We start from the raw sequence: 13,437 nt of genomic DNA on the forward strand, positions 1-13,437 counted from the left end.
AGCGAGATGGCACCAGCACACGCGACGAGCGTGCCGGCGTGCGGACCACGACAGGGTCGGCGACGGCCGTCCACCGTCCCCTGCGGCTGGCGGGGGTCGTCGGACTCACCCTCCATCTGGCCCTGGTCTGCTGGCTGGTGCTGACGCCGCCGCCGGTGGCCTGGGTGTACGACGCCAACCTGACGCCACTGGGATCGCTGCGGTCCTCCACGGCGTGGCAGGTGCTCGGGGAGCTGCTGCTGCTGGCGCCGCTGGGAGCGCTGCTCCCGCTGACCGGGGGCCGGCTCCAGGCCCCCTGGTTCCCGTCCTTCCTGCGCACCACGGGTGCGTCCGCGCTGCTGGCGACGGCGCTGGAGTTCCTCTCCTCGTGGACGCCGGGGCACGTGCTGAACGTCGACCACATACTGTTCGCGGTGGTCGGCGTGGGGATCACCCACCTGGCCGTCGTCCCGGCCTGCCGGTCCCTGCTGCTGCGGCCGCAGGGGGTGCGGGCCACGAGGGTGCGGGCCACCGCGCCGGCGCCGAGTCCGGCCCCGGTGTACGCGGAGGCGGCCCTCAGTCCCGGAAGTCCTCGCCGGTGAGCGCCTTGGCGGCCTGGTCCACCTCACCGACGGAGGCGTAGGCCTCGGAGGCCTGCTGCCGGAGCTGCCGGACCTCGTCATCGGGGTGCCCGGCCGCCGCGAGGGTGTCGGCCAGCTCACCGAGGGCGTGCGCCTCGCGGTACGGGTTCCGCGGGGAGCGGAAGTGCTCAACCGCCTGCCGTCCGGCCTCGGTGGCCTCCTCGTACTTGCCTTGGCAGCGCAGCGCCTTGCCGATGTTGTTGAACGTGGCTCCGACCGTGACCCGATCAAGGATGTCGAGCTTGATCGCGAGGCTCTTGCGGTAGTTTTCGACAGCTTCGTCAAACTGCCCCAGAGCCGTGTAGGCCAGCCCGAGGTACCCACGCGTCTGAGCTTCGCCGACGCGGTCGCCTACCTTCTCAGTGATGGCGAGTGACATCTGGTGGGAATCGAGCGCCTCGTCGAATCGCCCCATCAACCGAAGGGTAAATCCCATGTCGTTCCGAGCACGCGCTTCCCCCTTCCAGCCGCCTTCCAACTGATGCAAGGTCAGTTCCCGTCCATATGCGTCGATGGCTTCGCCGAATAACCGCCGTGCACGGAGGGAGTCACCGAGTGAATTCCACGCATCGGCCGCCCGGGTGCCGAGTTCCATACGAATGGCAACGCAGCTTCGATGCACCTCAATCGCCTCATCGAGACGGCGCAGCTCTCGCAGCGCATTGCCGAGACTCCCCAACGCATCACTCTCGTCCATGCGGTTGCCGGAGGCCCGCCCCGCTGCGACACCGATCAAGGAAGTGCTGTACCAGTCGTCGAGATAACGCCATCTGGCGAGATAGACGGAGACGATCGAGCTCAACCGCGCGACGGTAAGCCATCGACCATCGGCATACGCCGCATGGACAGCAGCGATGAGGTTGGAGTACTCGGCATCAAACCAGCTCACCGAGTCCCAGCCGCTCGGGAACGCCCTTGCGGCAAAGTTCTCGAATTCTGCACGCAGAGCCCCGTTCACCGAAATGGAGCGATCGGCGGCCACGTAGGCGGCCACGCACAATTCGTAGTATTCGTAGAGGCGGTCAAGCGCCATACGATTTCTGGCACCAGTTATGCGGGCCTGCTCCGTAGCGTGGTCCCGAACAAGGTCGTGCATGATCCAGCGGCCGCCGCCGACACTCTGCCGGATCAGCCCGGTGGCCGCGAGAGAAGTCAGGCGGCGGCGGACCTCCCGAGGCTTCTGCCCGGTGAGGTGGGCCGCCGAATCGGTGGAGATGTCAGTACCCGGGGCGATGGCCAACAAGTCCAGCAGCTCCGCCTCCGGGATCTTCAGCAGGCGCCGTGAGCGGTCGAGTGAGACGCGGACGACGGCCCGCTGTCCGTCGTCCAGCTGGTCGAGCCGGCTGCCCGTCTCGGCGAGCGCCTCCGCCAGGTCGTCGGCAAGACCGCCCGGGGTCAGATGCGGGTCCAGGACGTGCTGGGCGGCGGCGAGTTCGAGGGCCAGCGGCAGGTACCCGCACATCTTCGCCAGCCGCAGCGCGCCCTCCGGGTCGGCGGTGATCTGCTGGGGGCGGCGCTTGGTGGTGCGCAGGGTGGTCGCCATCAGCTCGACGGAGGACTCCGGTGTCAGCACGTCGAGGTCGATCAGCTCCGCGTCCAGGTCGGCGAGGGTGTGCCGCGAGGTGATCAGCAGGCGGTGCGGCCCGGCCCCGGGGAGCAGGTGGCGGACCTGGTCAGAGGCGGAGGCGTTGTCGGCGACCACGAGGATGCCGCGCCCCTGCTGGATCCGCAGGTCCAGCTGGGCCCGGAAGAGGGCGGCCCGGCCGTCGTCGTCCGTGGGGATCCGCTCGGCCGTGACGCCGAGGGCGCGCAGGGTGGAGTCGAGGGCCTGGCCGACGGTGGTCGGGTTCTCGTCGTAGCCGTGCAGGTCGAAGAAGAGGGCGTCGGCGAACCAGCCGTTGGCGAGGGCGCGGTGGGCCACGGCGAGGGCGAGGGTGGTCTTGCCGATGCCGCCCATTCCGGCCACGGAGGCGACCAGTACCGGGTCGGCGGTGCTCGCATCCGGGTCGAGGAGGGGGAGCAGCCGCTTCAACTCCCCGTCACGGCCGGTGAAGTCCCGGGTCAGCTGCGGCAGCGGCGGGAGCGGCGGAGCGGTCGGGGCGGACGGGCGGTCCTTGGCGGCGGCGGCCCGGTTCGACTGGGCCTCGTCGAGGAGGGTGCGCCAGGAGCGCTCGTCGAACGGCCGGCCGGCCCAGGCGCTCCAGATGGTGACCAGGGCGATGAACTGACCGCTGCTGGCGGGGCTGGGCACCTTGGCCTGCGAAGGGTCTTCATGCGCCCATTCGCTGACGCGCTTGGCGGCGAACTTCCTGGCGCCGGCCGAGTTGAGGCTCTTGGCCTGCCGCTCCACCTCACGGTCGGAGGAGGGCTGCCCAGCCCGCTCGCGTGCCGCCTTCGCGGCCTGCTTCAACTCGCGCAGCCTGGTGTACAGCTCCCGCGCCGCCTGCTCGCCCAACCCCGTGCCCCCTGCCCGTGTGCTGCCCGCCCGCCGTTGCCCGTTGCCCGCCCTGCCCTCGGCGGGCAGGGCGGGCAACGCGCTGGCCAGCAGCTTAGAGCGGATTCGCCCGCGGTGCCCGGGGGTTGGGACGGGCGGCGGGCGGCGGGCGGAGTGTTGGCGGCACGCCGGGCCCGGCGCCAACCATCCGCACTGCTCACAAGGGGGCAACCCGCATGAAGCGCCGTAGCCGCAACCGCCGCCGCACCACCGCCCGCCGTCTCCTGCGCACCGCCGCGTTCGCCGGGGTGCGGGGGCTGGCCGGGTCCGCCGGTCCGGTCGTCGTGATCGTGATCAAGTGGTGGGTCGACCACCACTGATGACGGGCTGCCCGGGGGGCCGTGCTCAGCGGCTCCCCGGGCGCACCCGGCCGCCGACCTCGATCAGTCCGCCGGGGCGGACGGCCGTCACGATCTGCGAGCCGCGGCCCTGGGTGATCGTGAGGTCGCGCTGGAGTTCGGCGGTCAGGATGATGGCGGCCGCGCCGGTGGCCTCGTCCTCGTCGATGCCGTCACCGCGGCCGGGGAAGGCGCGGGCGCGGACGGTGCCGGCTGCCTCGTCCTGCCAGGCCCAGGCGTAGATCCACTCGCCGGGCGGCGGGACGTCGAGGGCGTCGACCTCGGCGGCCGAACCGTACTGCTTGGTGGTGCGGCCGGGAGCCCACTCGGCACGGCCCTCGATCCGGGTGAACTCGCCGTCGCGGCGGACGTTCACGGTGCCGGCGAGGGTGAGGAGGGAGGGGGTTCCGAGGAGCCAGGCGGAGCCCACGCAGGGGTGTCCGGCGAAGGGCAGGCGGGCGCTGGGGGTGTAGATGTCGATGGCGCCGGTTTCGGCGTCGTCGACGAAGACGGTCTCGCTGAAGCCGAGCTGCCGGGCGAACTCCTGGCGGTCGGCGGGGGTGGGGAAGGCGGAGGCCTCGCGGACGACACCGAGTGCATTGCCGTGCGAGCCGTCGGGGGCGCAAAAGACCCGAAGAACCTCATAGTCAGTCATCCCCCCAGCCAAGCACGGGGTGCGGGCGGGAGTGAAACGACTCCGTGATGAAAAAGATGGCGCGGATGTCAGTGGGCTCCAGTACTGTGCGCTGTCGTCCCCAAAGCTTTTACTTCTTCCCTACAGGAATCCTCTTTGAACCTCGACTTCAGCGCCGAGCCGCTTTTCTCCTGGTACGTCGTGCTGCTGGCCATCAGCGGTATCGCGATGGTCGTGCTGGGTGCTGCGAACCTCGGCCGCAGCCTGAGCATCGGCTGGCGCGCGATCAACATCCTTGCGGGCATCGCGTTCGCCGGATACGCGTACTACCTGGCGTTCGTCTTCGAGGGGGGCGAGTACCGGCTGTTCTTCCAGGCGTTCATCCTCCCGGTGGTCCTGATCGCCAACTCGGTGAAGGCACTGGCCACCCGCGGTACCGCCCAGGCCGCGCAGCCGGCCCCGCAGCAGTTCGGCCCGCCGGCCATGCCGTACAACCCGAACGCCCAGTACAACCCGAACGCGCCGTACCAGGCCGCCCCGGGTGCGCCGGTCGCCCCGCCGCAGCAGCCCACCCAGCCGCCCCAGGCCGGCTGAGGGAGATAGTGGTAATGCCCCGGCCCCTCGCAGAACTGCGAGGGGCCGGGGCATCGGTGTTTCTTGGGCTTGATCAGACGAGGTGGTCGAACTCCCCCGCCTTGGCCGCGAGAAGGAAGGCTCGAAGCCTTGCCGCATCGGTAGTGATGACGATGTCCGGGTCGTCCGATTCCCGAAGGTGACGAAGGTCGCTGGAGGCCGGTGCGAGTTCGAGGCAGGAGTTACCAGCGTCTCCGCCGCTGAATGACGACTTCTGCCGGGAGATTTCGGACATTACAGGGCCTCTCAAGCTTGGAGCAGGTATAGGAGGTGATGGAGAATCCCCCATGAGTCACGCGCCGGCATGCCGCGCAGGGCATCTCCCTTGTCAACTGCGGGCAGCGCAAGGTGCCCCAGCTCCTCGAACTTCTGGCCATAGGCCGCGATGCTCTCCGGATCACCATAGTGCTCAGTACGCCCCGGGGCATCCACGACGATCGTCGACAGGTCGGTGCACCCAGGATTGCAGAGCACGAACGAGCCCGAATGAGGTGGTCGCTTGGCCGCCGTGAACGGAAACACCTGGATCGTGATGTTCGGACGTTCTGCCATGTCGAGCAGATGCATCAGCTGCGCCCTCATCACGGCATCACCCGGAAACCTCATACGCAGAGCCGCTTCATGGATGATGAAGCGGAACATCCTTCGCTCGTCCAAGATCTGCTGCCGCGCCACTCGGAAGCGGACTGCGTCGGCAATGCCCCACTTCCCGTTGTTGTACGCGTCTCCATGGATGGCTTCCGCGTACGCAGGCAGCTGGAAGAGGCCCGGAAGGTAGAGGGTCTCGTAGTTGTCCACGAGGGTCGCCTGGTTTTCCAACTCCGCCAGGTCGAGCGCGAGCGACGGAACCTTCCCCTTGAACTCCGTCCACCAGCCCTTGCCATCGCTGGCGCCGAGCTCCTGCAGAATCGCGACGTAGGTCTCATCCGTGCACCCATAGGTGGACAGCAGCGTCGCGAGCCGCGCCGGATCGAGCCCCGTTCGAGCCGCCTCGATGTGACTGAGCTGCGGCCCGCCCATGCCGATCGTGGCACCGGCATCCTTCACCGCCAGCCCGGCAGCCTCACGCAGTCTCCTCAGCTCAGCGCCGAATCGCTTCTGCCGCTCGCTGATTCCCCTCCACGGGCACCGACACCAACCTCGACGGCCGCATCCTGGTCGACTTCGGCAACGCCCCCGCCAGCACCCTGCTCAATCTCCACACCCTCCTCCTCGACCACAAGGAGGACCACCCGTGAGCCTCCTCGCCCACACCGAGCGCACCACCGTCGCCTACCTCGCCGTCGAGGCCGTGCCCGACGCCGCCCTCCAACTCCGCGTGGCCGTCGACCTCGACATCCACGCCGCCCCCGGCGAGCACCTCGCCCTCCCGCTCACCCGGGACCAGGCCGAAGAGCTCCTGCACACCCTCGCCGTCCGCCTCACCCCCACCCGGGCGGTCCGATGAGGCCCGGCGCCGCCGCCTTCCTCATCGGCACGGCCTTCACCCTTCTCCTCGCTCTCGCGATCGCCACCGTCGTCCTCGGCGTCATCACCGCCCTCAACACCACCAGGCCGGACGACGACGACCCGCGCTGACCCCGCCGCACCCCACCCCCTCCGGAAGGGCGCCACCGTCATGCCCCAAACGCCCCCGCCGCCCCTGGACACCCTCCTCGCCAACGCTCTCGCCGCCACCCACTACGCGGTCGCCACCGCCTTCCTCACCCACGCCCGGCAGCACCGCATCCCCACCCAACTCCCCTACTGCCCCGACGACTTCGACTGGCCCCAGCTCGAAGCCCTGATCCACCGCCTCGGCTACGAGGCCGACGAGTCCGACGCCGCCCTCAACCTCTACCGGCTCCTCACCGCCGTCCAGCGCATCGCCTACCGCGAGGGCGCCGGCCGCAACGCCAACTGGCACCCCGCCCGCCTCAACCCCAGACCGGCACCCGGCGCATAACCACCTCAGCCACCGCCACCGCACCCGGAGCAGGAAGTCGGCCCGTCCGACTTCCCACGCCACCCCCCGCTGCTTGCATCCTTGCCACCCACCCCGCACATCCCGTGGGAGCCAGAAGAGGAGCCAGAACCTCAGGAACCGACCGCAGGAACGGGAACGGTGAACACCCCCACGACATCCGCCACGTGCTCACCCTCCTCCGCCGTCTCCCAGTTCGGGTAGTTCACCTCGCGCGAACCCCCGATGCGCTCGTACCCCTGCTCATGGATCCAGGTGAGCACCGCGTCGTGCACACCCGCCATCGTCGCGAAATCCCGGTGCTTCTTCCCCAGCTCCGTGTACACCTCCCGGTGCGCGGGCTCGATCCGCACCCCGATCGCCCCCACGGGCTCCACCGTGTTCATCGTCGGGACGCAGACCTCGACCGGGCCGTCCGAGTCGTCGCTCACGATGCCGTGGTAGATGGCGAAGAGCGGTCCGGACAGGCAGGCGCCGGTTGTCCGCATGTGGGCGAAGATCGCCTCGGTCGCCTCACCGAGGAAGCCGAGGAGGCCCTCGGCGGTGACATGGCGCCGGATGAACAGCACCTTCTGCTCGGGTACGTCGCGCTCGGCCATCTCGTACATGCGCGGATTCCTTCCGGCCAGAACCTCTCGGGCGTAGCCCACCGCCTCCCGGCGGGCCGTGTGCACGGACCGCTCCTTCCGCCAGTAGGCGTCGAGCAGCCGGACGGACTCGGTTCCACCCGGGTCGAGCACCCCCGCGATCAGCGCCAGGGGCATCCCGGTGGCGCGCAGCAGCGCGATCCTGCGGGCCCGCTCGACCTGGGCCGGGGTGTAGCGGCGGAAGCCGGTCCGCGGATCGACGTGCGCGGGCGACAGCAGCCCCCGGTCCCCGTACAACCGCAGTGCCTTGTGGCTCAGCCCGGTCCTGGCCGCAAGCTCCCCGATGCCGATCAAGTCCTCATGCATGCCGCCACTCTGCGCCCTCCCCCAGGGGCAGGGGCAATCGCGTCCGCCCAGTGCGAGCCCCCGCACAGGACGTCGGCCCCGCCGATTTTCCACCCCCCGACGCCCGGCCCCCGACGCCCGGCCCCTCTCCGGGCCGCCCCTGAGGAGAACCCCGACAGGGCGTCCGCCTTCCCGGTGAGAAGGGTCGGGGTCTGGATCGCCATCCAGGCTGAGGATTCGGCGGAGGCCGCGGCGGAGCATGGAAGTACGCCCACCGGAGAGCCCGGCACTGGGGCGCGACACCACGGAGACCGTCATGAGCCGCCTCGCCCGCCCCCGCCACAACCGCGTGATCGCCGGCGTCTGCGCCGGGATCGCCCAGCGCTTCGGCCTGACCCCGTGGACGGTCCGGCTGATCTTCCTGGTGTCCTGTCTGCTGCCCGGCCCGCAGTTCCTGATCTACCTGGCGCTCTGGTTGCTGCTCCCCCAGGAGCCGTGAACCCTCCGCCCGAGCGCCGAGGCCACCGCGGCCTGAGGCCACTGCGGGCCCGCTCCCCCGCGCCGACCACCAGGCGGGCACGAACGCCGACGGGCCGCCCGCCCCGGGGTCACCGGAGCGGACGGCCCGTCGCCGTGTACGGCGGAGCCGGAGCTCAGCCGCCCAGGCCCGGCAGCGGCAGGGTGTTGGTCAGCCCTCCGAGCGGGGTCTTGTCGAGGCCGGGGACGCTGGGCACGGCGCCCCGGGTCTCTCCGGCCATCGGCGCGGCGTCCGCCACCGGGGCGGCGGCCTGGCCCGCGCTCGGGGCGAGGGTGCCCAGGGTGCCGGCGACCTTGTCGCCGCCCGGCAGCTTGGCCGCGGTGTTGGTGACGGCGCCGGTCACGGCCGGGTTGGTCACCGCGCCGGTGGGGAGCCCGAGGCCGCCGGCGGCAACGGGGTCCGCGGACGCGCTGCCGGCGCCGACCGCGGCGATGGCGATACCGAGCGCCGCGGTGCCGGCTGCCTTGAGAGTGGCCTGCTTCATGAGTTCGTCCCCTTGGATCCTCGTCGGTGGCCGACGCCCGGACATGGCGGTGAACGCCGCACCGTGTCAGCAGTGACTGGCACACCGTAGTGATTGGGTCGCACGAGGATCAAAGGGCGTTAACCCACACGAGTGGGTAGTCGGATGAACGCCAATGTCCGTGCCAGACAAAGCCGTTCATCCGACGATCAGGCGATCGACTCAGCCGGCGGAGCTGAACAGCCACTCCGCCTTGAGCTCGGCGTAGCCCGGCTTGATCACGTCGTTGATCATCGCCAGCCGCTCGTCGAACGGGAGGAACGCCGACTTCATCGCGTTCACGGTGAACCACTCCATGTCGGCCAGCGTGTAGCCGAACGCCTCCACCAGGTGCTCGAACTCGCGGCTCATGCTGGTACCGCTCATCAGCCGGTTGTCGGTGTTCACCGTCACCCGGAACTTCAGGCGGCTGAGCAGGCCGATCGGGTGCTCGGCGTACGAGGTGGCGGCCGCCGTCTGCAGGTTGGAGGTCGGGCACATCTCCAGCGGGATGCGCTTGTCGCGCACGTACGCGGCGAGGCGGCCGAGCTCGACGCCGCCGTCCTCGTTCACCGTGATGTCGTCGACGATCCGCACGCCGTGGCCGAGCCGGTCGGCGCCGCAGCACTGCAGGGCCTCCCAGATCGACGGCAGGCCGAAGGCCTCGCCCGCGTGGATCGTGAAGTGGTTGTTCTCGCCCTTGAGGTAGTCGAAGGCGGCCTGGTGGCGGGTGGGGGGGTACCCCGCCTCGGCACCGGCGATGTCGAAGCCGACCACGCCGCGGTCGCGGTGGCGGTTGGCCAGCTCGGCGATCTCCGAGGAGCGGGCCGCGTGCCGCATCGCGGTGATCAGGGTGCCGACGCGGATCCGGTGGCCGGCCGCGCGGGCGTTGGCCTCGCCGAGGCGGAAGCCCTCGTTGACGGCGTCGACGACCTCGTCGAGGGTGAGGCCGGCCTCCAGGTGCTGCTCCGGGGCGTAGCGGACCTCGGCGTAGACGACGCCGTCGGCGGCCAGGTCCTCGGCGCAGTCGGCGGCGACCTTGATCAGGGCCTCGCGGGTCTGCATCACGGCACAGGTGTGCGCGAAGGTCTCCAGGTAGCGGACCAGCGAGCCGGAGTCGGCGGCCTCGCGGAACCATTCGCCGAGCTTGACCGGGTCGGTGGTGGGAAGGCCCTCGTAGCCGCAGGCGGCGGCCAGCTCGACGACGGTCTCCGGACGCAGGCCACCGTCGAGGTGGTCGTGCAGGAGCACCTTCGGCGCGCGGGCGATCTGGTCGGTGGTGGGGATCCGGGGGCCGGTGCCCGCGGTGGTGACAGGGATCTGCTTCTCCATTGCGGGAGTGTAGCCCCTACGCGCGTAGAACGACTATCGCCAACAGGGCCGAATCGGCCAATGTCCACCGGAAATTCCACCGGACGGACGATCCGGGCCGCCTCCCGGTCAGTCGTGCTGCAGCAGCCGTCCGCGCCGCGACAGCACGAAATCCCGGAACGCGGCCACCGGCGGGGTGAGCGGGCGGCCCGCCGCCCAGGCCAGGCCGATCGCCCGCCGGGTGCGCGGCGCCGTCACCTCCAGCTCCACCACCCCGGGCCGGGGCACCAGCCCTGGCGGCAGCAGCGCCACCCCCAGCCCCGCCGCGACCAGCCCGCGCAGCGTCTCGGCGTCCTCCCCCTCGAACGCGATCCGCGGCACGAAGCCGGCCTCCGCACAGAACCCGTCCGTGATCGCGCGCAGCCCGTACCCGCGCTCCAGCCCGACGAACGGCTCCTCGGCCACCTCCGCCAGCCGGATCCGGCGCCGCCCGGCCAGCCGGTGGTCGCCCGGGACGGCCAGGTGCAGCCGCTGCTCGTCCAGCGGCCGGGCGACCAGCGCCGGGTCGTCCGGCACCGGGGCGACCAGGCAGAGGTCCAACTCCCCGGCCCGCAGCCGCTCCAGCATCGCCCCGACGTAGTCCTGCACCAGCTGGAACCGCACCTGCGGATGCGCCGCCCGGAAGCCTCGCAGCAGCGCCGGGACGGCGTCCGTCCCCATGGTGTGCAGGAAGCCGAACGCCACCCGCCCGACCGCCGGGTCCACCTCGGCCCGGGCCGCCTCGGCGCCGCGCTCGACCTCCGCCAGCGCCCGCTCCACCGAGGCGAGCAGCAGCCGGCCCGCCCTTGTCAACCGGACCGTCCGCCCCTGACGGGCCAGCAGGACGACCCCCAGGTCCTCCTCCAGCCGGGCCACCGCACGGGACAGCGTCGGCTGCGGCATCCCCAGCAGCGCGGCCGCCTGCGTCACATGCTCCAGCCGCGCCACGGCGGCGAACTGGGCCAGCCGGGGCGCCAGTTGGGCGGCCGGCAGCTCCGGCCCCAGCTCCGCCAACCGGTGCGGCGGCTCCGCGCCCACTCCGTCGAACGTCACAACCGCCCCTTCCGACCGCGATCGATCCGCCACCACCTGCACTCATACCGGTGTACATCGATTATCGACCAATCATGCATTGGACGCATCAAACGCACCGGCCTAGGTTCAGGGACATGCAGCCCGCCAGTACCGGGGCATCCGTGGCCGTGCCGGATGCCCTCACCCACCCGTCCTCCCTCTTCGCCGACGACCGCCACCGCCCCGGGCAGCGCGCCTTCCGCCGCGCCAACCTCGCCCTGTTCGCCGCCGGCATCGCGACCTTCGTCCTGCTGTACTCCACCCAGGGCCTGCTGCCGATCCTCTCGGCCGACCTCGGGATCACCCCCGGCCAGGCCAGCTGGACGGCCTCCGCCGCCACCCTCGGCCTCGCCCTCGGACTGCTCCCGGCCAGCGCGCTCTCCGACCGGTACGGGCGCACCGCCGTGATGACGGCCTCGGTGCTCGCCGCCTCCGCCCTCGCGCTGGCCCTGCCGTTCGCCCCCGACCTCACCACCCTGGTCGTGCTGCGCGTCGTCCAGGGCGCCGCCCTCGCCGGCCTGCCCGCCACCGCGATGGCCTACCTCGCCGAGGAGGTCCACCCCAGCGCCCTGGCCTCCGCGATGGGCCTGTACGTGGCCGGCAACAGCATCGGCGGCATGGGCGGGCGACTGCTCTCCGGCTGGACGGCCGCCGGCCTCGGCTGGCGCTGGGGCCTGGCCGCCTCCGCCGCGCTCGCCCTGCTGGCCGCACTCGCCTTCCGGCTGCTGATCCCCGCCGCCCGGCACTTCACCCCGGCACCGGTGGACGCCCGCGCCCTGGCCCGCACCGTCGGCCGCCACCTGCGCAACCCGCTGCTGGTCCGGCTGTACGCGCTCGGGCTGCTGTTCATGGCCGTCTTCGGCGCGGTCTACAACACCGTCGGCTACCGGCTGATCGGCGCGCCCTTCAACCTGCCGGAGTCGGTCGCCGCCTCGATCTTCGTGGTCTACCTGGTCGGCACCGGCACCTCGGCCGCGGCCGGCCGGCTCTCCGGACGGCTCGGGCGACGCGGCGCGCTGTACACCGCGATCGGCGTGACCGCCGTCGGCCTGCTGCTCTCGCTCGCCGACTCGCTGCTCTGCGCGCTGCTCGGCCTGGTCCTGATCACGGCCGGCTTCTTCGCCGGCCACGCCACGGCCTCCTCGGCCGTCGGCCGCACCGCCACCGAGGGCCGCGCCCAGGCCTCCGCGCTGTACCTGATCGCCTACTACCTGGGCAACAGCCTCGGCGGCACCATCGGCGCCGACGCCTACCACTCCACCGGCTGGCCCGGCGCCGCCGCCGTCGGCCTGACCGCCATGACCCTCGCCGCGGCCGTCACCCTCTACGCCACCCGCCAGGCCATCACCGCCCGCCGCACGGCAAACGGTCTGCCGGGCAGACTTTCCGCCCAGTAGGCAGGCGCGCGTCCGGATGTCTGGGAGCTCACCTGGGCTCCCGACGGCCGGGCCACCTTCAGCTACGGGACGCCCGTCCAGGACGGTGAACCGCACATCGTCTGGCGCCGGATCGGCACCCACGAGGTCTTCCAGCGGCCCTGACCCCCGTCGGCCTCCCATGGGCTTCTCTCGGCGGATACCTGACACTCGCTGTCAGGTATCCGCCGTAGCTTTCCTCTCGTCCCGCCCGCTCGACCAGAGGAACCGACCATGGCCACCTTCGTTCTCGTCCCCGGCATGCTGCACGGCGCCTGGTGGTACCGGCCGATCACCGACGGGCTGCGGGCCGCCGGCCACGAGGTCTACCCGCTGACACTGACCGGGGTGAGCGAGCGGGGGCACCTGAACAACGGGGCGGTCAACCTGGAGACGCACATCCAGGACGTGCTGGCCACCCTGGAGGCCGAGCGGCTCACGGACGTGGTGCTGGTCGGGCACAGCTACGGCGGGATGGTCCTCTCCGGCGTGGCCGACCGGGCGCCGGAGCGGATCCGGGCGCTGGTGTACGCGGACGCCTTCGCGCCGCGCGACGGCGAGTCGGCCTACGGGATCGTCAACGAGATCTGGAAGCAGCGCTACCTGGCCGGCGCCGCCGTCGGCGACGGCACCACCGTCCTCGGGCTGAGCCCCTTCCTGGACCCGCGCGCCACCGTCCACCCGGTGGCCACCCTGTTCCAGCGGGTCTCCCTCACCGGCGCCCTGGACACCGTCACCCGCCGCACCTACATCCACGCCGAGCGCTTCGAGGACAGCCCGCTCGCGGAGACGTACGAGCGCCTGCGCGAGGACCCCTCCTGGACCGTCCACACCCTCCCCGTCGGCCACGACCTGGTCCGCGAGGCCCCCGAGGAGTTCCTGAAGATCGCCCTCTCCGCCGCCGAGTGACGCCCGCCCGGGGCGTCGGCACCCCGACCCTCGAC

The 13,437-nt window shown here is 71.4% G+C and carries 18 protein-coding genes; 9 read left to right on the forward strand and 9 right to left on the reverse strand.

Translation table 11 applies throughout. The annotated features are described in order from the left end of the window. The first annotated feature begins 38 nt into the window (after window positions 1-38). A complete protein-coding gene (locus ACGFZP_RS32205; protein ID WP_392939717.1) occupies window positions 39-581 on the forward strand; it encodes a VanZ family protein in 543 nt (180 codons plus the stop codon). Here ACGFZP_RS32205 and ACGFZP_RS32210 read toward each other — a convergent pair. Then, window positions 556-3,075: a tetratricopeptide repeat protein gene (locus ACGFZP_RS32210; protein ID WP_392939719.1), complete on the reverse strand. Its 2,520-nt coding sequence runs from the start codon at window positions 3,073-3,075 to the stop codon at window positions 556-558. The genes ACGFZP_RS32205 and ACGFZP_RS32210 overlap by 26 nt on opposite strands. A gap of 215 nt (window positions 3,076-3,290) precedes the next feature. On the opposite strand from ACGFZP_RS32210, the gene ACGFZP_RS32215 reads away from it, so the two are divergent. After that, complete coding sequence (locus tag ACGFZP_RS32215; protein ID WP_392939721.1) at window positions 3,291-3,434, forward strand: hypothetical protein; 144 nt, start codon at window positions 3,291-3,293, stop codon at window positions 3,432-3,434. Window positions 3,435-3,459: 25 nt separating this feature from the next. Here ACGFZP_RS32215 and ACGFZP_RS32220 read toward each other — a convergent pair whose 3' ends face one another. Further along, window positions 3,460-4,107, reverse strand: a complete 648-nt coding sequence (locus tag ACGFZP_RS32220) for a PhzF family phenazine biosynthesis protein (protein WP_392939722.1) — start codon at window positions 4,105-4,107, stop codon at window positions 3,460-3,462. A gap of 135 nt (window positions 4,108-4,242) precedes the next feature. Between ACGFZP_RS32220 and ACGFZP_RS32225 the strand changes: the two genes are divergently transcribed. Then, window positions 4,243-4,680 carry a hypothetical protein gene (locus ACGFZP_RS32225; RefSeq protein ID WP_392939724.1) on the forward strand — a complete coding sequence of 146 codons (438 nt, stop codon included), beginning with the start codon at window positions 4,243-4,245 and terminating at the stop codon, window positions 4,678-4,680. Window positions 4,681-4,753: 73 nt separating this feature from the next. Here ACGFZP_RS32225 and ACGFZP_RS32230 read toward each other — a convergent pair whose 3' ends face one another. The 3 genes from ACGFZP_RS32230 to ACGFZP_RS32240 are packed head-to-tail and all read right to left on the reverse strand — an operon-like array spanning window position 4,754 to window position 5,951. Then, a complete protein-coding gene (locus ACGFZP_RS32230) occupies window positions 4,754-4,954 on the reverse strand; it encodes a DUF397 domain-containing protein (RefSeq protein WP_392939726.1) in 201 nt (66 codons plus the stop codon). Window positions 4,955-4,965: 11 nt separating this feature from the next. Further along, window positions 4,966-5,766, reverse strand: a complete 801-nt coding sequence (locus ACGFZP_RS32235) for a DUF5753 domain-containing protein (protein ID WP_392939727.1) — start codon at window positions 5,764-5,766, stop codon at window positions 4,966-4,968. A gap of 29 nt (window positions 5,767-5,795) precedes the next feature. Further along, the gene (locus tag ACGFZP_RS32240) at window positions 5,796-5,951 is read right to left on the reverse strand and encodes a hypothetical protein (protein ID WP_392939728.1); all 156 of its coding nucleotides are present in this window, start codon (window positions 5,949-5,951) and stop codon (window positions 5,796-5,798) included. A 2-nt stretch (window positions 5,952-5,953) separates the two neighbouring features. Here ACGFZP_RS32240 and ACGFZP_RS32245 point away from each other — a divergent pair, with 2 nt between their 5' ends. The 3 genes from ACGFZP_RS32245 to ACGFZP_RS32255 are packed head-to-tail and all read left to right on the forward strand — an operon-like array spanning window position 5,954 to window position 6,664. Then, window positions 5,954-6,166 carry a hypothetical protein gene (locus ACGFZP_RS32245; RefSeq protein WP_392939730.1) on the forward strand — a complete coding sequence of 71 codons (213 nt, stop codon included), beginning with the start codon at window positions 5,954-5,956 and terminating at the stop codon, window positions 6,164-6,166. Beyond that, window positions 6,163-6,297 (forward strand): hypothetical protein, encoded by a 135-nt coding sequence (locus ACGFZP_RS32250; protein WP_392939732.1) that lies wholly within the window; start codon window positions 6,163-6,165, stop codon window positions 6,295-6,297. The genes ACGFZP_RS32245 and ACGFZP_RS32250 overlap by 4 nt, the downstream gene beginning before the upstream one ends. A 40-nt stretch (window positions 6,298-6,337) precedes the next feature. Continuing rightward, on the forward strand, window positions 6,338-6,664 hold the full coding sequence (locus ACGFZP_RS32255; RefSeq protein ID WP_392939734.1) for a hypothetical protein: 327 nt from the start codon (window positions 6,338-6,340) through the stop codon (window positions 6,662-6,664). A 131-nt stretch (window positions 6,665-6,795) separates the two neighbouring features. On the opposite strand, the gene ACGFZP_RS32260 is transcribed toward ACGFZP_RS32255, so the two are convergent. After that, window positions 6,796-7,635, reverse strand: a complete 840-nt coding sequence (locus tag ACGFZP_RS32260) for a MerR family transcriptional regulator (RefSeq protein WP_392939735.1) — start codon at window positions 7,633-7,635, stop codon at window positions 6,796-6,798. A gap of 295 nt (window positions 7,636-7,930) precedes the next feature. Here ACGFZP_RS32260 and ACGFZP_RS32265 point away from each other — a divergent pair, with 295 nt between their 5' ends. Next, window positions 7,931-8,113, forward strand: a complete 183-nt coding sequence (locus tag ACGFZP_RS32265) for a PspC domain-containing protein (protein ID WP_392939737.1) — start codon at window positions 7,931-7,933, stop codon at window positions 8,111-8,113. Between the two features lie 154 nt (window positions 8,114-8,267). Here the strand turns inward: ACGFZP_RS32265 and ACGFZP_RS32270 are convergent, their stop codons facing one another. The 3 genes from ACGFZP_RS32270 to ACGFZP_RS32280 all read right to left on the reverse strand — a co-directional run bounded on the left by ACGFZP_RS32270 (window position 8,268) and on the right by ACGFZP_RS32280 (window position 11,042). Further along, a complete protein-coding gene (locus ACGFZP_RS32270) occupies window positions 8,268-8,636 on the reverse strand; it encodes an ATP-binding protein (RefSeq protein WP_392939739.1) in 369 nt (122 codons plus the stop codon). 201 nt (window positions 8,637-8,837) lie between these two features. Continuing rightward, window positions 8,838-9,986 carry an adenosine deaminase gene (locus ACGFZP_RS32275; RefSeq protein ID WP_392939740.1) on the reverse strand — a complete coding sequence of 383 codons (1,149 nt, stop codon included), beginning with the start codon at window positions 9,984-9,986 and terminating at the stop codon, window positions 8,838-8,840. 108 nt (window positions 9,987-10,094) lie between these two features. Further along, complete coding sequence (locus ACGFZP_RS32280; protein WP_392939881.1) at window positions 10,095-11,042, reverse strand: LysR family transcriptional regulator; 948 nt, start codon at window positions 11,040-11,042, stop codon at window positions 10,095-10,097. 131 nt (window positions 11,043-11,173) lie between these two features. Between ACGFZP_RS32280 and ACGFZP_RS32285 the strand changes: the two genes are divergently transcribed. Both ACGFZP_RS32285 and ACGFZP_RS32290 read left to right on the forward strand, forming a co-directional pair. After that, window positions 11,174-12,475 carry an MFS transporter gene (locus ACGFZP_RS32285; RefSeq protein ID WP_392939742.1) on the forward strand — a complete coding sequence of 434 codons (1,302 nt, stop codon included), beginning with the start codon at window positions 11,174-11,176 and terminating at the stop codon, window positions 12,473-12,475. Between the two features lie 252 nt (window positions 12,476-12,727). Beyond that, window positions 12,728-13,402 (forward strand): alpha/beta fold hydrolase, encoded by a 675-nt coding sequence (locus tag ACGFZP_RS32290; RefSeq protein WP_392939744.1) that lies wholly within the window; start codon window positions 12,728-12,730, stop codon window positions 13,400-13,402. Window positions 13,403-13,437: the final 35 nt, after the last annotated feature.

Origin of the sequence: Kitasatospora sp. NPDC048239, from assembly GCF_043202015.1 — a bacterium.
In the GTDB taxonomy this organism is placed as follows: Bacteria; Actinomycetota; Actinomycetes; order Streptomycetales; family Streptomycetaceae; genus Kitasatospora.

Bases quoted from the DNA above. Each gene is read 5' to 3' on its own strand.
- ACGFZP_RS32215 (WP_392939721.1), top strand. From the start codon at position 3,291: ATGAAGCGCCGTAGCCGCAACCGCCGCCGCACCACCGCCCGCCGTCTC.
- ACGFZP_RS32220 (WP_392939722.1), bottom strand. From the start codon at position 4,107: ATGACTGACTATGAGGTTCTTCGGGTCTTTTGCGCCCCCGACGGCTCG.
- ACGFZP_RS32230 (WP_392939726.1), bottom strand. From the start codon at position 4,954: ATGTCCGAAATCTCCCGGCAGAAGTCGTCATTCAGCGGCGGAGACGCT.
- ACGFZP_RS32250 (WP_392939732.1), top strand. From the start codon at position 6,163: ATGAGGCCCGGCGCCGCCGCCTTCCTCATCGGCACGGCCTTCACCCTT.
- ACGFZP_RS32255 (WP_392939734.1), top strand. From the start codon at position 6,338: ATGCCCCAAACGCCCCCGCCGCCCCTGGACACCCTCCTCGCCAACGCT.
- ACGFZP_RS32260 (WP_392939735.1), bottom strand. From the start codon at position 7,635: ATGCATGAGGACTTGATCGGCATCGGGGAGCTTGCGGCCAGGACCGGG.
- ACGFZP_RS32265 (WP_392939737.1), top strand. From the start codon at position 7,931: ATGAGCCGCCTCGCCCGCCCCCGCCACAACCGCGTGATCGCCGGCGTC.
- ACGFZP_RS32270 (WP_392939739.1), bottom strand. From the start codon at position 8,636: ATGAAGCAGGCCACTCTCAAGGCAGCCGGCACCGCGGCGCTCGGTATC.
- ACGFZP_RS32275 (WP_392939740.1), bottom strand. From the start codon at position 9,986: ATGGAGAAGCAGATCCCTGTCACCACCGCGGGCACCGGCCCCCGGATC.
- ACGFZP_RS32285 (WP_392939742.1), top strand. From the start codon at position 11,174: ATGCAGCCCGCCAGTACCGGGGCATCCGTGGCCGTGCCGGATGCCCTC.
- ACGFZP_RS32290 (WP_392939744.1), top strand. From the start codon at position 12,728: ATGGCCACCTTCGTTCTCGTCCCCGGCATGCTGCACGGCGCCTGGTGG.